Here is a 20,106-nt window from a genome sequence, read left to right as displayed (position 1 = left end):
GCAGCGTTACCACACAGGGCCTGTGTACTTCTCGCCCGGACCGCGGCCCGGCTCCTCGGGTGCGGCACTGGCCTCCCGGAAGGCCAGCTGCAAACTCTTCAGGCCGTCCCGCACCGGGCCGGCATGCGGTCCCAGATACTCGGCGGACGCCGTGACCAGGCCGGCCAGTGCGGTGATCAACCGGCGGGCCTCGTCGAGGTCGCGCCGTTCGCTGCTGTCCGGATCGGGGTCGGCAAGACCAAGTTTCTCGGCGGCCGCGCTCATCAGCATGACCGCAGCTCGGGTGATCACCTCGACTGCCGGGATATCGGCCAGGTCGCGGATGCTAGGGGAATCCGTCATGCCTGTTAGACTGGCATGCACGACCGTCCCGGCGTACGCCAGGGACAGCAAGTGGAGTCCCACTCCCACCGCTGGCCGCGGATCACTCCCAAGGCCCCGCGGTCCGGTCACGGACGCCGTTATGGCGTCTGTTCTGCGGTTTCGCAGGCAGCTCAGGCTGTGATCGGTCGGCATTGGGCCCTGCTTCCACGCAGGGCCTTACTGTTCGATTGAACAGTGTGCTGGTGGCGTGGTGCCCGCACCGCTGCTCCCGCCGTTACCTCGGCCGGTCAGCAGAGAAACGCTAACCAGGGAGGCCCCATCAGCACTGAGACACGCGTCAACGAGCGCATCCGCGTACCTGAAGTCCGCTTGATCGGACCGGGTGGCGAGCAGGTAGGCATCGTGCGCATCGAAGACGCCCTCCGCGTCGCCGCGGATGCCGATCTCGACCTTGTGGAAGTAGCCCCAGATGCCAGGCCTCCGGTCTGCAAGATCATGGACTACGGCAAGTACAAGTACGAGACGGCCCAGAAGGCGCGCGAGTCTCGCAAGAACCAGCAACAGACTGTCGTCAAGGAACAGAAGCTCCGTCCCAAGATCGACCCGCACGATTACGAGACCAAGAAGGGTCACGTCATCCGCTTCCTCGAGGCGGGGTCGAAGGTCAAGGTGACGATCATGTTCCGCGGCCGCGAGCAGTCCCGGCCCGAGCTCGGGTACCGGCTGCTGCAGCGCCTGGCCGGTGACGTGGCCGACTACGGCTTCGTCGAGACATCGGCCAAGCAGGATGGCCGCAACATGACGATGGTGCTGGCACCGCACCGCGGCGCGAAGACTCGCGCCAAGGCTGCGCAACAGACGATCGGCGCGCCGGCGGCGGAACCCGCCCCAGAGCCCGACGCTCCCACCGACAACTGACAACGACGAGAACTGAGGACACATGCCTAAGGCCAAGACCCACAGCGGCGCCAGCAAGCGCTTCCGCAAGACGGGCAGCGGCAAGATCGTGCGGCAGAAGGCGAACCGTCGCCACCTGCTCGAGCACAAGCCCAGCAAGCGGACCCGTCGCCTCGACGGCCGTACCGTCCTGGCACCCAATGACACCAAGCGTGTCAACGCGATGCTGAACGGCTAAGCGCCGTAACCCTTTTGCTTCTGACCGACCAAGAATAGGAATACCCCCATGGCACGCGTGAAGCGCGCACTGAATGCCCAGAAGAAGCGGCGCACAGTACTGAAGGCGTCGAAGGGCTACCGCGGCCAGCGCTCGCGGCTCTACCGCAAGGCCAAAGAGCAGCAGCTGCATTCGTTGACCTACGCCTACCGGGACCGCCGTGCCCGCAAGGGCGAGTTCCGCAAGCTGTGGATCTCCCGGATCAACGCGGCCGCCCGCGCCAACGACATCACCTACAACCGGCTGATCCAGGGCCTCAAGGCCGCCGGCGTCGAGGTCGACCGCAAGAACCTTGCCGAGATCGCCGTCAGCGACCCGGCTGCGTTCACCGCGCTGGTCGAGGTCGCCAAGGCTGCCCTGCCGGAGGATGTCAACGCTCCTTCCGGTGAAGCCGCCTGATACCGGCACTCACTGAACGATCCGCCCGGGTGGTCGCTGCGGTAAAACTGCAGCGCCACACCGGGCGTCGTCGTGCTGGGCGCTTTCTGGCCGAAGGTCCCAATCTGGTGGAGGCCGCCGTCCGGCGCGGACTGGTCGACGAGGTGTTCGTCACCGAGGCCGCCGCCGAACGCCACGGCGACCTACTGGCCGGACTGCAGGTGCACCTCGTCACCGAACGGGCTGCCAAGGCGCTCTCCGAGACGGTGACACCGTCGGGGCTGGTCGCGGTCTGCACGCTGCCCGACGTCGGCCTCGACGACGTGCTGGGCGGTTCCCCGAAGCTGATCGCGGTCGCCGTCGATCTGTCCGAGCCCGGCAACGCCGGGACGCTGATCAGGTTGGCCGACGCAATGGGGGCGGCGGCGGTGGTGTTCGCCGGGCACAGCGTCGATCCCTACAACGGAAAGTGCCTGCGTTCCTCGGCGGGCAGCATCTTCGACATCCCGGTGGTGGTTGACGATGATGTCGCCGGCCTGATCTCGCGGCTGCAGGCCGCAGGCCTTCAGGTGCTGGCGACGACCCTCGACGCCCAGACCGATCTGGATGACGCCGAGCAGCTGCTCGCTGCGCCGACGGCCTGGGTGTTCGGTCCCGAGGCCCACGGTCTGTCGCCACAGGTTGCCGCTCTCGCCGACCACCGTGTGACGATCCCGATGGCCGGGGGAGCCGAGAGCCTCAATGTTGCTGCAGCAGCGGCGATTTGCCTGTACCAAAGTGCCCGCTCGCACCGCCGGGCCGGATCACATCAGCCGGGCTAGGTCGTATACCGTCATCGCGGCGGTGACACGGACGATCGCCGCCGGATCGTCGAGATCCTCGTGACACAGCTTCTCGATGCGCCGTAGCCGCTGGGCCACCGTGTTGGGGTGGATGACGAGTTCGGCGGCGGTGGCGTTGCGGTCCCGTCGGCAGTCCAGATAGGTCCGCAGCGTCGTGAGAAGTCGGGTGCGGTGCGCGGTGTCGTAGTCGACCACGGGACCCAGTGTGCGCCGGGCGAACTCGTCCAGTTTGGCCGAGTCGTCGATCTGCAGGAGTAGCCCGACGATTCCGAGGTCGTCGACGGTGACCACACTGTGGGTCCGCCCCGAGCGGACCGCGATCTGCAAGATTCCGTTCGCGATGCGGTAGCTGTCCCCGTAGGGTGCCGACGTCGCGCTCCAGACCCCCACCGTGACGGTGCCGCCGGGTAGCGATTGCTCCAGTGCGCGCATGACAACAGCCGTCGGGGAGGGATCTGGCGTTGCGGCGGAGGATGATTCGACGGGTGCAGCCGTTGTCGGCCACAGGATCACGATGTGGCCGCGATGCATGGCCACCAGCGGCCGTGGACGGAATCCGGCGGCGATTCTGGCCACCTGGGCCAGTGCCCGCTCGTAGGCCAGGGACTCGCCCTGGCCGGCGGCAGGCGCCACCGCGGCGACCATCGTGACGTGCGGGCTCGCGAGGTCGTGCCCCAGGCGTGCCGCCCGCAGCAGGATCTCCTCGCCAGGTGCGGTGCGGCTGGACAACAGGTCGGCCAGCAGTTCGCCCCGCAGTCGGTGCTCGACCTCGGCGGCGGTCCGGTCGCGCAGCAGCTCCAAGGCCACCACCAACGATCCGTGCTCGACGGCCCGCGCGTCGATCGGACCGATCGGAACGTCGTTGGCCGGAAACCAGATTCGGGCCACGATTTCAGTGCCGAGCCGGACCGCACTGGCGTACATCCGCCAGTGGCTCGAGTCGTCTGCGTCACCGGCGAGCACCGGTGACGAGCCCGCGCCGTCCTGCACACTGGCAGTCCGCCAAGCCGAGTCGGGAAACTGGCTGCCGTCGCCGGCGAGCGCAAGCACGTTGTGGCGGGCGTCGTCGATGAGCACCGGGCGGCCGATCAATTCCCGCAGCGTGGCGGCGATCCCGTCCAGGCCGCCGGAACGCAGCGTCACTCCGAGCAGCCGCTGGTGGATCTGCTCGGACCGGCGCAGCGCGTCGCGCTGCTCGCGCAGCGAGGCATTGAGCGTGCGGAGCTCGTCGAGCCGGCTCGCCGAGGTCAGCGCGATGGCGGCATGGTTGGCCAACAGCGTCATCCGTTGGATGCCGTGCTGGGTGAAGGTGTGCACCGGGCCGTAGTAGCCGTTGAGGGTTCCCAGCACCTCGTTGTGCGCAACCAGCGGTACCGCGATCACCGCGCGATAGCCCTGCTCCCTGGCGATCCCCGCCCACTGGGCGAACTGCGGCTCGGCGGTGACATCGCGAACTGCTACGGCGGTGCCGGTGTGGAACGCACGGCTGGACGGTGACGTGCTGTCGAGTTGGATCGGCCGGTCGGAGTTGACTCGGTCGACATAGTCCTCGGACAGGCCACTGAAACCGGCGATCAGCAGTCGGCGCCGGTGCTCATCGGGCACCAGTACCCCGCAGAAGTCGAAGCCCAGCAGTGTCCTGGCCGTCTGGGCAACCAGGTCCAGCACCTGCCGCAGGTTCGTGTCCGCGGTGGCCGCGGTACTCAGAACTCCAAGGGCATCGAGCCAGGTGAGCAGCTCGCGGCCCGGTCGCAGTGGGCCAGGGTCGTCGGACACCCCGCCATTCTGCCGTGTGATGTTCCTATCGACATTCAATCCTCGAAAGTATGTCTCTGTTGACATTGAGGGGCGCCAACTCGGTGACGACACTCATATCCACAGGCCCCTGTCGGGCACATCACCACCGGCCATGTCGACGGATGTGAGGACACATGCAGTACGTGAGCGTCGAGACCGCAACCGCGCCGACCGGCGTTGCCACCGCGGTGGGCGTGCGGGACATCGTCAACCCGTCCACCGGCGAGGTGATCACCACGGTCGCCGAAGCATCCGCCGCCGATGTGGACGCCGCTGTCAGCCGGGCCCGCAGCGCATTCGAAGACGGACCCTGGTCGCGGATGAGCAGGACCGAACGGGGCCGGCTGCTCTTGCGGCTGGCTGACGCGATCGAAGCAGCGGAGCAACGGCTCTACACCCTGGAGGCCCAGAACAACGGTCGCCCCATCACCGAGACCCGGGCACAGTTGGCCCGGGTGCCGGAATGGTTCCGCTACAACGCGGGACTGCTTGCCGCCCAGCGCACCGCGGTCCTGCCCGGCGACGGCCCCTACCTGACCTATCAGCAGCGCCTACCGCTCGGCGTGTGCGGCATCATCACCCCGTTCAACCACCCGATGCTCATCCTGGCTCGCAGCCTGTCGGCCGCCCTGGCCAACGGCAACACCGTCGTGGTCAAGCCGTCCGAGCTGACCCCCCTGACCACGCTGGCACTGGCCGAGATCCTCACCGAGGCCGGTCTTCCCGACGGGGTGCTGACCGTGGTCACCGGTGGCAAACCCGCCGGGGAGCGGCTGACCACCCACCCCGGCATCGCCAAGATCACCCTCACCGGCGGCACCGAGGCGGGTCGCGCTGCGGCGGTCGCGACTGCATCTCGCTTCGCGCGGGTGACCGCCGAGCTCGGCGGCAAGACCCCGATCGTGGTGTTCGACGATATCGACCCGGTCACCGCCGCCGAAGGCGCCGCGTTCGCCGCGTTCGTCGCCGCCGGCCAATCCTGTGTCGCCGGTTCACGTTTCCTCGTCCAGCGTGGCAGCTACGACGCCTTCGTCGACGCGCTGGCGGCCCGCGCCCGCGCGATCCGGGTGGGTGATCCTGCGCTGCCCACCACCCAGATGGGTCCGCTGATCAGTGCCGTCCAACGCGACAAGGTGCGAAAGCTGATCGACTGCGGTGTCGCCGAGGGCGCGCGGATAGCCGCCGGTGGCGGTGTTCCCGCCCTCGACGCGCGGCTGCGGTCCGGCTTCTTCCTGGAGCCGACCGTGCTGTGCGACGCCACCATGGACATGGCGGTGGCCACCCAGGAGATCTTCGGTCCGGTGGCGGTCGTGATTCCCTTTGACGACGAAGCGCAAGCCGTGCGCATGGCCAACGACAACCGCTACGGCCTGGGTGCCGGGATCTGGACGACGGATGTCGCCCGCGCACACCGGGTCGCCGGCCGGATCGTGGCCGGAATGGTCTGGGTCAACGACCATCACCGGCTCGAGCCGTCGTTGCCCTGGGGTGGTGTCAAGGAGTCCGGCCTCGGCAAGGACGCGGGCACCGAGTCCTTCGACGACTTCTCTTGGATCAAGACCGTCGTGGTCAGGACCGCCGCCGAACCGGTCGACTGGTACGGCGCGGAGCCGCCGAGCCGGCTGAACTGACTGTGAGAGCACCAATCACCAACGTAGCGAGGGAAATTCGATGACGATCGGCACAACCGCGCAGTCTGGAACCCGGGCGGGCTGGCGAGGTGAGATCAGCCGGACCCAGTGGCTGGTGCTGGCCGGCACCACGCTGGGGTGGGGCTTGGACGGCTTTGCGGGCAGTCTCTACGTTCTGGTCCTCGGGCCTGCCATGACCGAGTTGCTGCCCAACAGTGGTATTGCGGCCGACCGGGCCGCTATCGGACTGTACGGCGGCCTGACCATGGCGCTGTTCCTGGCTGGATGGGCCACCGGCGGAATCCTGTTCGGCATTCTGGCCGACTACTTCGGTCGTACCAGGGTGTTGTCGGTGGGCATTCTGACCTACGCCGTGTTCAGCGCGGCCGCGGCATTCGTCGACAACTGGTGGCAGCTGGGGATATTGCGCTTCATCGCCGGCTTGGGCTCGGGTGTCGAAGCGCCGGTGGGTGCGGCGCTGATCGCCGAGACGTGGCGCAACCGGTTCCGGGCGCGGGCCGGTGGGGTGATGATGGCCGGCTACGCCGCGGGCTTCTTCGCCGCCGCCGGTGCCTACGCGATCCTGGGCGGTCAGGGCTGGCGCGTGATGATGATGCTGGCCGGGCTGCCCGCCCTGGTGGTGTGGTTCATCCGGCGGTTCGTGCCAGAGCCCCCGGAGATCACCGCGCACCTCCATTCTCGTCGTCAGCGTAAAGCCCAGGGGACCATGACATCCGAGGACCGCTTCGTGCTGTGGCGGCTGTTCAGTCCGCCGCTGCTGCGCCCGATGCTGGTCTGCACAGCACTGGCCACCGGTGCCCTTATCACCTTCTGGAGCGTCTCGACCTGGTACCCGCAGATCATCAGGCAGATCACCGCGGCGAGCGGTCAGCCCGGCCCGGTGGCCGACCATCGGGTTGCCCTGGCCGCCATGCTGTTCAACGCCGGCGGAATCATCGGGTACGCGTCCTGGGGGTTCATCGCGGATCTGATCGGGCGCAGAACGACCTTCCTGATGAGCTTCACCGTGTCGGCGGCCGCGATCGCCTGGACGTTCCCGTTCGAGCGGAGCTACGACGAATTCCTGCTCGCCATGCCGATTCTCGGGTTCGGACTCTTCGGCGCGCTGTCCGGCACCTTCATCTATGCGCCCGAGTTGTTCCCGCCGAGCGTACGGGCGACCGCACTGGCCGTCTGCAACAGCGTCGGCCGCTATGTCACCGCGCTGGGCCCGCTGGCGGCCGGTGTCATCGCGATCACCTGGTTCGACGGCAACCTCGGTCAGGCTACGGCCGGCGTCGCCGTCCTCGGCCTGATCGCCGTGGTCGGGCTGGCCTTCGCGACCGAGACCCGGGGCGCGCCCTTGCCTGCCGACGCCTTGACCATCCGGGTGGAGGAGAGCCAGCCATGACCGGCTACTCGAATGCCTCAGCCGTTGTCGTCGGCGGCTCCATCGGAGGTCTCACCACCGCACTGCTCTTGCGGGACTTGGGCTTCACCGTCGACGTCTACGAGCGCACCCCCACCGCACTGGATGGCCGCGGCAGCGGGATCGTGCTGCAACCCGACACCGTGCGGTGGTTCACTGAACGCAGCACCCAGAACCTGGCCGATCTGCACACCGCCACCTCCTACATCCAGTACCTGCAACGCGACGGCGGCATCGCCCACCGGGAGCGGGCGGCGTGGACCTACACCTCCTGGGGAACGTTCTATCGGGCATTGCTCGCCGATTTCGGCACCGAGCACTACCACTACGGTGAATATGCCAGCGGATTCGGCCAGGATGGCGAGCGGGCGACCGTCAGATTCGTCAGCGGCGCCACCGCCACCGCCGATCTGGTGGTGTTCGCCGACGGAATCACCTCGACGGCCCGCGAACGGTTCGACCCCGAAGCCACACTGAAGTACTCGGGTTACATCGGCTGGCGCGGCACCGTACCGTGGTCGACCCTGAGCGCGTACGCCCGCGAGACCCTCGACGACGCGATCACCTACGGCGTGGTGCCGAACTCCCACATCACCATGTACCCCATCCCTGGTGAAGACGGACTCGACGTCGGGCACCGACTGATGAACTACGTCTGGTACCGCAACGTCGAGGCGGGCCCCGACCTCACCGAGATGCTGATCGACAAGCGCGGATTCCACGGCGCGGTATCCGTACATCCCGGGCAGGTTCAGGACCGCTACGTCTGCGAGATGCGCTCTGCGGCAACCGAGTTGTTCGCTCCAGCGGTGGCCGAGGTGGTCGTCGCCACCGAGACCCCGTATCTTCAGGTGCTCTCCGACGTCCGGTCGCGGCGGATGGCACAGGGCCGTGTCGCACTCATCGGTGACGCGGCGTGCGCGTCGCGGCCGCATGCGGCCGCCGGTACCGCCAAAGCCGCAGCGGACGCCTGGGCCCTGGCGGCCGCCCTGGATGACGCCGCGGGCGACATCCCCTCGGCACTGACCACATGGGAACCCGCGCAACTGCAGCTCAGTGACTCGCTGCTGCGGCGCGTCGTGGACATGGGGGAGCGCTCGCAGTTCCACAACACCTGGGTTCCCGGGGACCCGGACCTTCGGTTCGGACTCTACGGACCCGGCCGCTAACCACACCGAAAGGAAACACGATGGCTGACAACAATTTTCTGGCAGATCTGCCATTGGCGGGCGAACTGGTCGCCACCGACTTCGACACCTGGCCCCAGTGGCTGCGGCTGGAATTCGACGAGCATGCCCACGACGGTCACGTCGGGTCCCGGCTGCTCAGTCAGAACGACCGGGTTCGGGTCTGGGAGATCCGGCTGGCTCCCGGCGAGCGCTGGCATGCGCACCGCCATGTGCTGGACTACTTCTGGACCGCCGTCAACGCGGGTCGAAGCCGGCAGCACACCCATGACGGCACGGTCCGTGAGGTGTCCTATCAGGCGGGCGAGACCCGGCACTTCCACTTCGGTCCCGGCGAGTTCCTTTTGCACGACATCGAGAACATCGGCGACGATGATCTGGTGTTCACCACCGTGGAACATCTCGACAGTGCCAACGCGCCCCTGGATGTGGACGCCGTTGCCGCCGGCCACCCGGGGGCGCGGTGATCACCACCCCGATCGCCGACGGCGTGGTCGATGTCCACGCGCACTGGCTGCCGCGGGAGCTCTTCGATCTGCCGCCCGGTGCCCCCTACGGTCCGATGCACGACCGGGGCGGCGAGCTCTATTTGGGTGAGCTCCCGCTGTCGATCGCCACGGACGCCATGAGCGATCCCGCCGCCGCGGTTCTCGACATGGACCGCGCCGGGATCGGCGTGCGGGTGCTCTCGGCGCCGCCTTTCGCGTTCCCGCTCGTTCCCGGCCCGGCGGCGGCCCACTACGCCGAGGCGTTCAACGCCGCGCTGGGCGAGGTCGTCGCCAACTCCGGCGGCCGGCTTGTCGGGCTTGGCATGGTGACCCTCGGCGACGCCGGCGAGGCCACCCGTCAGCTCGAAACGATGGCCGCGATCGAGGGGATCGGCGGCGTCGCCATTCCGCCCCTGGTGGGCAATGGCTCGCTGGACAGCGACCCGTTGCGGCATGTCCTGGCCGAGGCCGCCCGGCTCGGTCTTGCGGTGCTGGTGCATCCCATGCAGCTGGCGCGGCCCGAGTGGTCGAACTACTACCTGGCCAACCTGATCGGCAACCCGGTGGAATCGGCGACCGCCATCGCCACCCTGCTGTTGAGCGGTCTCGTCGACGAATTGCCCGGCCTGCGGATCTGTTTCGTGCATGGCGGGGGCTGTGCGCCCGGCCTGGTGGGCCGTTGGAGCCATGCCTGGTCGGCACGCGCCGACGTCAGCTCCCGCGCGCCCCGACGACCAGACGAGGCGTTCCGCGATGTCTACTTCGACACCGTGACACACGGCCAGGCCCAGTTGGCCCTGCTGACCCAGCTCGCCGGTGCCGACAAGATCCTCTGCGGCAGCGACTATCCCTTCGACATGGCCGAGTCCGACCCGGCCCGCTTCGCCGTCGAGCATGGACCGGGCGCCGACGCGCTGCACCGCGCCGCGCAGACCTACCTCGCCATGCGGGCCCGCCGCCCCGCTGCCTCGGCGGCATCATGACCGCCCTCTTCACGCCGATCACGCTGCGCGAGGTGACGTTCGCGCATCGGCTTTGGATGTCGCCCATGATGCAGTTCTCGGCGGTTGCAGACGGGCCGGAGATGGGGTCACCGACCGACTGGCATGTCCAGCACCTCGGCGCCCGCGCCGTCGGTGGTGCCGCACTGGTCATGACCGAAGCCACCGCCGTCGACCCGGCTGGCCGAAGCAGTATCTACGACCTCGGTTTGTGGAACGACGTGCAGGCGCAGCGTTTCCGCCGGATCACCGAATTCCTGTCCGCGCAGGGCACGGTGCCCGGCATCCAGCTGGTCCATGGCGGACGCAAGGCCTCGACCGGGCGCCCGTGGCCCGACGACACCCGGGAACCGCAGCGCTGGCCGACCGTCGGCCCCAGTCCGGTACCCTTCGGGCGGTTGCCCGCGCCACTGGAACTCGATACCGCACAGATCAGTTCGATCGTCGACTCGTTCGCCGCTGCAGCTCGTCGGGCGGCACACGCCGGATTCCGGGTGCTCGAACTGCACGGCGCGCACGGCTATCTGATCCACCAGTTCCTGTCGCCGGCATCCAATGTCCGCACCGACCGGTACGGCGGCAGCCTGGAGAACCGCATGCGGTTCGCGCTCGAGGTGGTGACCGCCGTGCGTGACCAGTGGCCCGCGGAGCTACCGCTGTTCTTCCGGGTGTCGGCCACCGACTGGCTGGCCAGGGACACCGACGATCCGCGGCCCGGCTGGACGCTCGAGGAGTCGATCGTGCTCGCCGGCCGGCTCAAGGATCTCGGGGTCGATCTGGTCGACGTCTCGACCGGGGGACTGGTGCCGGACGCGACGATCCCGGTCGGACCGGATTACCAGGTGCCGTTTGCGCAGGCGCTGCGCCGCAAGGCCGACGTCCCGGTCACCGCAGTCGGACTCATCACCGAGCCCGAGCAGGCGGCGGCCATCGTCGACGCCGGGCAGGCCGACGCCGTCTTCCTGGCCCGCGCGTTGCTGCGGGATCCGATGTGGGTGCGCCGCGCGGCCGCCGCACTGGGCGTGCCCCTGCCGTTCCCGCCGCAGTACACCAGGGCATTCGCATGACGATCGGACTGCCCATCACCCGCGTCGAGGGTGCGGACAAGGTCACCGGCCGGGCCCGCTACACGGCCGACACCGCGGTCGAGGGCCTGACGTATGCCGTGGTGGTCCAGTCCGACGTGGCCCACGGCGTGGTAACTGCGGAGTCAGTGCGGGACAGTGCCGCCAGGGCTGCAGCGGCACCCGGGGTGCTGTATGTGCTGACGCCGTTGAATTGCCCGGTGTTGCAACGCCTTCCGCGTGACCTGACGTTCGATCTCCCGCTGGAGCGGCGGCCCCCGCTGTCGGATCTCACCGTCCAGCATGTCGGTCAGCACATGGCGGTGGTGGTTGCCCAGACGCCAGAAGAGGCCACCTACGCGGCATCGCTGTTCGATCTGCGCTATGCCGTCCAGCCGGCCACCGGAGGCGCCGAGGACGTGCTCGGCGCTGCCCAGCCGCCGGACGAGAAGCACGGCGAAATCCGTTACGGCAGTTACCATCCTGATCACTTCGTCAAACTGGTCGAGGAGAAACTGCAGGACCGTCGCGGCCCCGACGACGAGCCGGCCGGAGCGGTCCGGATCGCCCGGCGCTACGCGACACCGCTCAACGCGCACTACCCGATCGAGCTGTCGGCCTGCATCGCGGAGTGGGCCGGCGACTTGCTCACCGTGCACGACACCACCCGCTGGATCACCGGCGAGCGGACCGCGCTGGCGGCCTACCTGGGGCTGCCGGAGTCACACGTCCGGGTGGTCGCTCCACTGGTTGGCGGCGCCTTCGGCTCCAAGAGCTTTCTCTGGATGCACGTGGTGCTGTGTGCGGTAGCCTCCAGGGAGGTCGGCCGACCGGTGAAGCTTGTGCTGACCCGCAATCAGATGTTCTCCTCCACCGGGCACCGGCCCCGCACCTATCAGGACCTGAGCCTGGTCGCCGAGGGCAACGGAGAGTTGCTGAGCATCGAACACCACACCCTCACCGAGACGTCGACAGTGGCGCACTTCTGCGAGCCGGCCGGGTTGTCCAGCCGGTTCCTCTACCGGTCGCCGCGGCTGGTCGTCTCGCACCGGGTGGCCCGGATCAACGCACCCACACCATGTTTCATGCGTGGCCCCGGCGAGGCGCCGGGATTGTTCGCCCTGGAGTCGGCGATGGACGAGCTGGCCTGGGAACTGGGCATCGATCCGCTGGAGCTGCGGATCCGCAACCACGCGACGACCGACCAGGCCAGTGGAAAGGACTGGTCGGGAAACCACCTGCTGGACTGCTACGCGATCGGCCGGGAACGGTTCGGCTGGGACAAGCGGCCCAAGCAGCCCCGGTCGCTGACGGCGGACGGGCTCCAGATCGGCTGGGGCATGGCGACGGCGACCTACCCTGGTCGGCGAATGCCGGCATCGTGCCGCGTCACCACGTCGCCCGACGGAGTGGTGCGGTTCGCATCGGCCACCCACGAGATCGGTACCGGAGTGCGGACCGTCATGTCACAGGTCGCCGCACACGCCACCGGACTACCGCTGGCGCAGGTGGAGTTCGGCTCCGGAGACTCGCTGTTCCCCGATGCCCCGTACAGTGGCGCCTCGCAGACCACCGCGACGGTCGGCTCGGCGGTGTTCGCGGCGGCATCGCAGTGGACGGCCCGGCTGGTCGGCCTCGTCAGCGCCGATCCCTCGACGCCGTTCTGCGGCCACCCGCGCGACGAGATCACCGTAGTGACAGGCGAGGTGGTGGCCGGTAGGCATCGGATGGCCGTCACCGATCTGATCGCACAGGGGGGCCGTGGGTATCTCGATCAGCTGAGTTTCACGGTGTCGGTCGATGGTGGCGATCAGGCCGGCACGGTGTCGCAGTCATTCGGCGCCCATTTTTGCGAAGTCGAGGTCGACGAGCAGATCGGCCGCGCCACGGTGACTCGCTGGGTAGCGGTGATGGACTGCGGACGGGTGCTCAACCCGGTCCTGGCGCGTAATCAGGTGATGGGTGGCATCACGTTCGGCGTGGGCATGGCTCTGCTCGAACAGGTGGCCTACGACCCGCGTACCGCGCAACTGATCGGTGAGTACTACGTGCCCACCCATGCCGACCGGCCGGACTTCGACATCACCTTCGTCGACGAACCCGACTTCGCGCTGGACCCGATCGGGGTGCGCGGCATCGGCGAGATCGGTGCCTGCGGGGTGGCGGCCGCGGTTGCCAATGCCGTCTTCCATGCCACCGGTCGCCGGATCCGTGATCTGCCGATGACGATCGAGAATCTGATGGTGGAACTGTGACGGAAGTTAGACCGCAGCAAGGCATTTCGCTGACCATCAACGGCATTGAGCACCGATTGACGGTTGACGTCCGCACCACGGTGCTCGATCTGCTGCGTGAGCGGCTCGGGCTGACCGGCACCAAGAAGGGCTGCGACCATGGCTTGTGTGGTGCCTGCACGGTGGTGATGGACGGCGAACGGATCCTCAGCTGCCTGGCGTTGGCGGTTTCGGCCGACGGATCCTCGGTCACCACCGTCGAAGGTCTTGCCGACGGTGACGACCTGAGCGTGGTGCAAGCCGCATTTCTCGACCACGACGCGTTCCAGTGCGGATACTGCACGCCCGGGCAGATCTGTTCGGCCACCGCGATGCTGCACGAGCATGCCCGCGGCGACCTCAGCGCTGCCTCGTTCGAGGGTGACCGCAGCGCTGCCCTGCAGGGCAGCGCTGCGCTGACCATGCCCGAAATCCGGGAGCGGATGGCGGGCAACATCTGCCGGTGCGGTGCGTACTCGCATATCGCCGACGCGATCGCGGCGGCGCACGAGGCCTCGACGCCGGAGTCCTCATCGTGAAGCCGTTCGCATTTCGCCGGGCCGCATCGGTGGCTGACGCCATCGCCGAAGTCAGCGAGTCCGGTGGTGTGTACCTGGCCGGGGGGACGAACCTGGTCGATCTGATGAAAAACGATGTACTGCACCCCGATCGGCTGATCGACATCCGCCGTCTCGGACTCACGTCGGTGGCGGCTACCGCGTCCGGCGGGGTGCGCATCGGCTCGGGCGTCACCAACAGTGCACTGGCCAATCATCCGCTGATCCGTTCACAGTATCCGGTGCTCTCGCAGTCGATCCTCAGCGGCGCCACCACCCAGTTGCGCAATATGGCCACCGTTGGCGGCAACCTACTGCAGCGCACCCGGTGTCCCTACTTCATGCAGCCCGAATTCGGGCAGTGCAACAAGCGACGACCGGGATCGGGGTGCGCCGCACTCGCGGGATTTCACCGGGAGCACGCCATTTTCGGGGCCAGCCAGAGCTGCGTGGCGATCAACCCCTCGGACATGGCGGTCGCACTGGCGATCCTCGACGCGGTCGTGCACGTCGAAGGTCCCGGCGGTCCGCGCGCGATACCATTCGCCGAGTTCTACACCCTGCCCGGCGACACCCCGGACCTCGAGAACTGCTTGCTACCAGCAGAATTGATTCTCTCCGTGGAGTTGCCCGCGTCGCCCTATGCCGACCGGTCGTGGTATCTGAAACTGCGTGACCGGCACAGCTACGCCTTCGCGTTGGTGTCGGCAGCGGTGGGCATCGACCTGGCCGACGGAGTGATCGCCTCGGCCGCCATCGCGCTGGGCGGAGTCGCCGCCACCCCCTGGCGGGTGCCGGCCGCCGAGGAGTCGATGATCGGACGCCCGCCGGACGCCGCCACCTTCGAGGCGGCGGCGCGGCTGGCAATGGCGGACGCGCAGCCGCTGGCGCAGAACGCCTTCAAGGTTCCCCTGGGCCGCCAGGCGATCGTCCGGGCGCTGACCCGGGCGATCACCGCCGGCGCCGGATCCGGCTAGGCTCCCGGCAACGGTGTCGACGGCACCCCCGGTGTACCGATCCGGCCGGCCAGCCACGGCAGAGCATCCCTGAATCCGTTGGCGGCGGAGGGAAAATCGTGGCCGCCGCGATAGCCCACGACCGAACACTCGATACCGTGCGCACTGAGAAGCTCGCACAGCTGGTTCGCGGTCTTGCGGTGGTCCTCGGAGTAGTTGTCCCAATCCGGATGGTCGATATCGCGCGATCCGCTGCCGGCCGGGCGGTGCACGGTCGGCACATCGTCTGACACCCCGATCCAGGCCGCCATGTCGTAGTAGTAGCCGCGACCCCGGACCACCGTCCTGGGATCGAAAGCCGCCCAAGCCTGCTCGTCACCGCCGAACAGCCGGGCGATAGTCTGCTGCCGCTTGCCGGCGTTCGGTCCGAGCTGGCCGTCGAGGTCGACGAACGTACTGAACATGTCGGGATGGCTGACCGACAGCGTCAGTGCACAGGTGCCGCCCGAGGACCAGCCGGCCACCCCCCAGTTCGCTGGCTGCGCACTGACACCGAAGTTCGAGATGACAAAGGGCACAAACTCTTTGATCAGGTGGTCGGCGGCGTTGCCGCGCGGTCCGTTCACGCATTCGGTGTCGTTGGTGAACGACCCGCTGGTGTCGGGGAACACCACTACCGGGGTGACTCCGCGGTGCTGCAGAGCGAAGTCGTCCAGAATGCTCAGCGCGTGCCCTGATTGCAGCCAGTCGGAAGGGGAGCTGAGCTCGGCACCGAGCATCATCACCACCGGCAGCTCGGGCGGCGGGTTCGACCTGAACCAGGCCGGCGGCAGATACACCAACTCGTTGCGGTGGGCGAACCCGGAGACGTCGTCGGGCGTGCTGATGGACACCACCGTCCCGCGGGTCGGCCGCACACCCTGACGCTGCATGGCAACGAGTTTCGTCTGGTCGATCCATTGCGGCGGAAGCTGACCAGTGGCGCGCTGCCAGGCGGTCTGGACCGTCGGCAGATAGCCCAGCGACGCGTTGAGCACCGCGGCTGCCGAGATCGCGCACAGTGGAACCGACGCCACGGCGAGGGCTCGGCGCCACCAGGGAGATCCCGGCCAGCCGAGCACCAGCACCGCGGCCGCCAGCCCGGTCAGCCCGATCCACACCCACATACCCCACGGGTACACCGATCCCAGGCCCTGGCTGTCGACGAACCACCACACCGCCCCGATCAGGGCCACACCCACGGCGGCACCGACGGGAAGCCAGCGCAGCCGCCATCGCCGGGACCGCCATCCGGTCGCGGCGATCAGCGCGGCGGCCGTCAGGGCCTGCAGCGCCACCGGCAGCCACCCGTCGATCAGTGATACTCCGCCCGACGCTGCGGCGGGCCCGACATCGCTCGGTGCGCCGGTCGGCGGAGCGGCTGCCGGGGCGCTCGGCTGCGGGACGGTGACCGTCTCCGCAGGCGGAAGTGGATGGGCGGCAAGGAATGCGGCGCAGTCATCGGGCACCTGGCGTTCGGCCAGCCGGGCGGCGATCCAGTCCAGGACCTCGGGATCCAGCGCGGGGGAGGGCTGCGGGCGCACGGTGATCCGATCACCCAGCCCGCAGGCTCGGGACACGGCCCGCTCGGTCCACGCCGCGGGGGTCAGCGGGTCCTGCTCGCCGTAGCTCACCAGCATGGGCTGCTGGGCCGGCCCCTGTGGCAGTGACGTCTTGCGCAGATAATTGCGCAGGGTGGCCAGCGCCTCCGGGGTCGACGGGCGCAGGTCTTCCGGGGTGATCTGGGCAAGGACCGCGGTGCGCGCCGCGTCGTCGCCCGGCTGGCAGCCCAGGAGCAGATCCCAATGCTGGGTGACCGCTCCGCGCCGGTAGTCGTCGAGGTGGAACTCGCCCTGGTATTCAGCGGCCAGCGCCGCAAGGTAGGAGATGTAGAGCCGCTGCTGTTCGGGAGTCAGCGTGCCGTCGGCGGCCGCGTCCGCGAGTCCGGAGAGGTCGGCGAGCGGCGACAGGCTGACGGTGCCGCGCAGACTCTGGAACCCGTAATTGTCGGCCAACTCGTTGAGCGCCCAGGCGGCCTGGCCGCCCTGGACGTCGCCGATGGCCACCCAGACCGGTGAGGTCTCGGGCACCAGATCCTTGGCGGCCCGCATGGCGTCGATCAGGTTATAGCCGGCGGTGGTGGAGTCCAGCGCAGGGTGGTAGAGCCGGGTGCCGGCAGCCGGATCACCCAACCCCTGATAGTCGGGCACCGTGACCACGTAACCGGCCTTGAGCAGTCGCTCGATCGTATCCGGTTGCGGCCGTGCGCATCCCGGCCCCGATCCCGCTGTGGCAGGCCCATAGGCGACCACGTGGTAGCCGCCCGGCGGGGCCGGGGTGCGGGGCAGGTAGACCGACCCGGTGACGTGCGTGGTGGAGTCGTCGATACCGGAGCGGGACAGGTAGGTGATTCGCCGGACGCCCGCCGCGTCGGCGGGGAGGTCGCCGCTCACCGTCTCCTGGTGTACGAGCGTCTCGTTCGCCGAGGCCTCTTGCTGCTGCTGCCGGGTAGCTGATCCACCGCAGCCGGCCACCAGGACGGCGACCACGATCGCCAGCAGGACGCGCACCCGGGTCATCGTCGGCTTCCCCCAGTCTGCCGGTACTAGTTTGCGCTCAGCAGCCCCTTGGCCACATGGGTGATCTGCACCTCGTTGCTGCCGGCGTAGATCATCAACGACTTCGCGTCGCGGGCGAGTTGCTCGACCCGGTACTCGGTCATATAGCCGTTGCCGCCGAACAGCTGGATGGCGTCCATCGCCACGTCGGTGGCGGCCTGTGAGCAGTAGTACTTCATGGCCGAGGCCTCGGCCAGCGAGATCGGTGTGCCGGTCTGGCCGCACTCGATGACACGGAACAGCATGTTGCGTACGTTCATTCGGGCCACCTCCATATTGGCCAGCTTGAGCTGGATCAATTGGAACTGCCCGATCTCCTTGCCCCACAAGGTCCGTGTCCTGGCGTAGTCCACGCACAACCGCAGACATTCCTCGATCACCCCGAGCGACATCGCCGCCACGCCGATACGTTCGGCGGAAAAGCTCGACCGGGCGCTGTCGCGGCCGTCGCCGGCGGCATTGTTCTCGGTCTCGCCGAGCAGCCGGTCCCGGCCCAGGCGAACGTTGTTGAAGAACAGCTCACCGGTGCGCGAGCTGTGAATGCCCATCTTGCGGAACGGCTTTGACTGGACGAAGCCCTCCATGCCCTTGTCCAGCACGAAGGTCAGCACCTTGCGGTCGCGCTTGTCCACCGACGGGTCGCCCTCGTCGAGCTTGGCGTACACCACCACGACGTCGGCGTCGGGTCCGTTGGTGATGAACGTCTTCTGCCCGTTGAGGATGTACTCATCGCCGTCGCGCACGACATAGGAATTCATCCCACCGAACGCGTCTGAGCCCGAATCCGGCTCGGTGATCGCCCACGCCCCGACCTTCTCGTAGGTCACCAGGCCGGGCAGCCAGCGTTCCTGCTGGGCCAGGGTGCCGCGGTTCTGGATGGTCGGCACGGTCAGCCCGAGGCTGACGCCCATGCCCGTCACCATGCCCGTCGACACCCGGCAGAGTTCGCTGATCACCACGAAGCCCATGCCACCCTGTCCGCCGCCGAACATGCCGCCGCCGCTGCCGGATCTCGAGTCGTCACCGGCGCGCAGTTTGTCCAGTCGTTTGGTCAGCGACTCGCGGGCCATCTCGTCGATGCCGAACGTGCTGAACAACTTCCGGATGAGGGGGTAGGGCTCCATGTCGCCGCTCTCGAGCGCGTCGATGTGCGGGCGAATCTCCTTGTCGACGAAGTCACGGACGGCATCACGCACGGCAAGGTCGACGTCGGACCATTCGATCACGGTTGGCTCCGGTTCACGCGGCGGCGGTACGTCCTCGGGCGGGCCGCAGTCCGGCAAGTGAGAACGTCGTGTGGACCAAGGACCCGGCGCGCGCGACGAGGCTCTTGTGTCTGGGGACATAGTGCATGGGCATGCCGCGGCGATCTCTCGGGGGTGCCATGAAACCGGGCGCCTCCACCAGTGGCGCGTCGGCGGGCACCTTGCCGGCGGCTCGGCGATAGGCCGACAGTGCCCGCGGATGCAGACGGATCTCGTCGGGCACTCCCCAGAATGCCACCTGGACTGCCTTGCCCAGCAGCCGCAACAGGATTTCGTCGGCCGGGGTCCAGCGCATCCCGGCCTTCTCCCGCACCGCGGGGTCGAAAAGGCCCGCGGCGATCCAGCGCTGCCCGGCGACCATCGGCTTGAACATCTGGTCCCAGATCGGGGTGGGCATCAGCACGAATTTCGGCTTGGGGATGCGGATGTCGAAGATGTCCAGTGCGGCCCGGTTGATCTCCAACTCCTCGCGGCACACCCGGTCCCAGTACTCGCAGAAGTCTTCCCACGTCTTGGGGACCGGCCGCATGCTCATGCCGTACATCTCGTACCACTGCACGTGCTCGTCGAACAGCTGGCGCTTCTCCGCCTCGGTGAGGCCGCCGCAGAAGTATTCGGCCACCTTGAGGATCAGCATGAAGAAGGTGGCGTGCGCCCAGTAGAAGGTGTCCGGATCCAAGGCGTGGTAGCGCCGGCCCGCATGATCCACGCCCTTGATGGAGGTGTGAAAGCCCTTGATCTGCTCGCCGGTCTGGCGGGCCCGCTGGCCGTCGTAGACCACGCCCATGATCGGGTACACCGACCGCGCCACCCGCTGCAGCGGCTCACGTAACAGGATCGAGTGCTCCTCGACTCCGGCGCCGAGCGGGGGATACATGTTCTGCAGCGATCCGATCCACACCCCGAGCATCCCGGTGCGCAGATCGCCGAAGTACTTCCACGTCAGCGAGTCCGGTCCCAGCGGGGTCGGCTCGGCGGGTTTCTGGGTCTTCGTCGACCTCATCGTCTGACGATAAGGCTGACAACATACGTTGTCGAGAGCGGCGACGAAGCTGTGACCAGTCGTTTGGCGAAGCGATACGT

18 protein-coding genes are annotated in these 20,106 nt (G+C 68.0%); 13 read left to right on the top strand and 5 right to left on the bottom strand.

What is annotated here, in order from left to right:
* Positions 1-6: 6 nt before the first annotated feature.
* Positions 7-342 (bottom strand): DUF1844 domain-containing protein, encoded by a 336-nt coding sequence (locus G6N35_RS08245; RefSeq protein WP_163803815.1) that lies wholly within the window; start codon positions 340-342, stop codon positions 7-9.
* A gap of 300 nt (positions 343-642) precedes the next feature.
* Between G6N35_RS08245 and infC the strand changes: the two genes are divergently transcribed.
* Genes infC through G6N35_RS08225 form a run of 4 tightly spaced genes read left to right on the top strand, consistent with a single transcriptional unit; the run spans position 643 to position 2,697 of the window.
* Positions 643-1,242 (top strand): translation initiation factor IF-3, encoded by a 600-nt coding sequence (gene infC / locus G6N35_RS08240; RefSeq protein WP_163807547.1) that lies wholly within the window; start codon positions 643-645, stop codon positions 1,240-1,242.
* A gap of 22 nt (positions 1,243-1,264) precedes the next feature.
* Entirely contained in the window at positions 1,265-1,459 is a 195-nt protein-coding gene (gene rpmI / locus G6N35_RS08235) for a 50S ribosomal protein L35 (protein ID WP_163803814.1), read from the top strand.
* 48 nt (positions 1,460-1,507) lie between these two features.
* Complete coding sequence (rplT, locus tag G6N35_RS08230; RefSeq protein ID WP_011780528.1) at positions 1,508-1,897, top strand: 50S ribosomal protein L20; 390 nt, start codon at positions 1,508-1,510, stop codon at positions 1,895-1,897.
* Positions 1,897-2,697 carry a TrmH family RNA methyltransferase gene (locus tag G6N35_RS08225; protein WP_246224566.1) on the top strand — a complete coding sequence of 267 codons (801 nt, stop codon included), beginning with the start codon at positions 1,897-1,899 and terminating at the stop codon, positions 2,695-2,697. The genes rplT and G6N35_RS08225 overlap by 1 nt, the downstream gene beginning before the upstream one ends.
* On the opposite strand, the gene G6N35_RS08220 is transcribed toward G6N35_RS08225, so the two are convergent.
* The gene (locus G6N35_RS08220; RefSeq protein ID WP_246224250.1) at positions 2,680-4,494 is read right to left on the bottom strand and encodes a helix-turn-helix domain-containing protein; all 1,815 of its coding nucleotides are present in this window, start codon (positions 4,492-4,494) and stop codon (positions 2,680-2,682) included. The genes G6N35_RS08225 and G6N35_RS08220 overlap by 18 nt on opposite strands.
* A gap of 155 nt (positions 4,495-4,649) precedes the next feature.
* On the opposite strand from G6N35_RS08220, the gene G6N35_RS08215 reads away from it, so the two are divergent.
* The 9 genes from G6N35_RS08215 to G6N35_RS08175 are packed head-to-tail and all read left to right on the top strand — an operon-like array spanning position 4,650 to position 15,122.
* Complete coding sequence (locus G6N35_RS08215) at positions 4,650-6,146, top strand: aldehyde dehydrogenase family protein (protein WP_163803811.1); 1,497 nt, start codon at positions 4,650-4,652, stop codon at positions 6,144-6,146.
* Between the two features lie 40 nt (positions 6,147-6,186).
* Positions 6,187-7,557: an MFS transporter gene (locus G6N35_RS08210; RefSeq protein WP_163803810.1), complete on the top strand. Its 1,371-nt coding sequence runs from the start codon at positions 6,187-6,189 to the stop codon at positions 7,555-7,557.
* The gene (locus G6N35_RS08205; protein WP_163803809.1) at positions 7,554-8,744 is read left to right on the top strand and encodes an FAD binding domain-containing protein; all 1,191 of its coding nucleotides are present in this window, start codon (positions 7,554-7,556) and stop codon (positions 8,742-8,744) included. Before G6N35_RS08210 ends, G6N35_RS08205 begins: the two co-directional genes overlap by 4 nt.
* 20 nt (positions 8,745-8,764) lie before the next feature.
* The gene (locus G6N35_RS08200; protein ID WP_163803808.1) at positions 8,765-9,229 is read left to right on the top strand and encodes a cupin domain-containing protein; all 465 of its coding nucleotides are present in this window, start codon (positions 8,765-8,767) and stop codon (positions 9,227-9,229) included.
* Positions 9,226-10,233: an amidohydrolase family protein gene (locus G6N35_RS08195; RefSeq protein ID WP_163803807.1), complete on the top strand. Its 1,008-nt coding sequence runs from the start codon at positions 9,226-9,228 to the stop codon at positions 10,231-10,233. Before G6N35_RS08200 ends, G6N35_RS08195 begins: the two co-directional genes overlap by 4 nt.
* Positions 10,230-11,318: an NADH:flavin oxidoreductase/NADH oxidase gene (locus G6N35_RS08190; protein ID WP_163803806.1), complete on the top strand. Its 1,089-nt coding sequence runs from the start codon at positions 10,230-10,232 to the stop codon at positions 11,316-11,318. Before G6N35_RS08195 ends, G6N35_RS08190 begins: the two co-directional genes overlap by 4 nt.
* Positions 11,315-13,570 (top strand): xanthine dehydrogenase family protein molybdopterin-binding subunit, encoded by a 2,256-nt coding sequence (locus tag G6N35_RS08185; RefSeq protein WP_246224249.1) that lies wholly within the window; start codon positions 11,315-11,317, stop codon positions 13,568-13,570. Before G6N35_RS08190 ends, G6N35_RS08185 begins: the two co-directional genes overlap by 4 nt.
* The gene (locus G6N35_RS08180; protein ID WP_163803805.1) at positions 13,567-14,127 is read left to right on the top strand and encodes a (2Fe-2S)-binding protein; all 561 of its coding nucleotides are present in this window, start codon (positions 13,567-13,569) and stop codon (positions 14,125-14,127) included. Before G6N35_RS08185 ends, G6N35_RS08180 begins: the two co-directional genes overlap by 4 nt.
* Positions 14,124-15,122, top strand: a complete 999-nt coding sequence (locus G6N35_RS08175; RefSeq protein ID WP_163803804.1) for an FAD binding domain-containing protein — start codon at positions 14,124-14,126, stop codon at positions 15,120-15,122. The genes G6N35_RS08180 and G6N35_RS08175 overlap by 4 nt, the downstream gene beginning before the upstream one ends.
* Here the strand turns inward: G6N35_RS08175 and G6N35_RS08170 are convergent.
* The 3 genes from G6N35_RS08170 to G6N35_RS08160 are packed head-to-tail and all read right to left on the bottom strand — an operon-like array spanning position 15,119 to position 20,026.
* Positions 15,119-17,719 carry an alpha/beta hydrolase-fold protein gene (locus tag G6N35_RS08170; RefSeq protein WP_163803803.1) on the bottom strand — a complete coding sequence of 867 codons (2,601 nt, stop codon included), beginning with the start codon at positions 17,717-17,719 and terminating at the stop codon, positions 15,119-15,121. The two genes, G6N35_RS08175 and G6N35_RS08170, sit on opposite strands and share 4 nt — an antisense overlap.
* Before the next feature lie 26 nt (positions 17,720-17,745).
* Positions 17,746-18,984 carry an acyl-CoA dehydrogenase family protein gene (locus tag G6N35_RS08165; protein ID WP_163803802.1) on the bottom strand — a complete coding sequence of 413 codons (1,239 nt, stop codon included), beginning with the start codon at positions 18,982-18,984 and terminating at the stop codon, positions 17,746-17,748.
* A 13-nt stretch (positions 18,985-18,997) separates the two neighbouring features.
* Positions 18,998-20,026, bottom strand: a complete 1,029-nt coding sequence (locus G6N35_RS08160; protein WP_163803801.1) for an oxygenase MpaB family protein — start codon at positions 20,024-20,026, stop codon at positions 18,998-19,000.
* Positions 20,027-20,106 lie beyond the last annotated feature (80 nt).

Source organism: Mycolicibacterium anyangense (assembly GCF_010731855.1).
GTDB lineage: Bacteria > Actinomycetota > Actinomycetes > Mycobacteriales > Mycobacteriaceae > Mycobacterium > Mycobacterium anyangense.
Note: the sequence above shows the minus strand (reverse complement) of the source record. Positions and strands in the feature narration are given on the sequence as shown.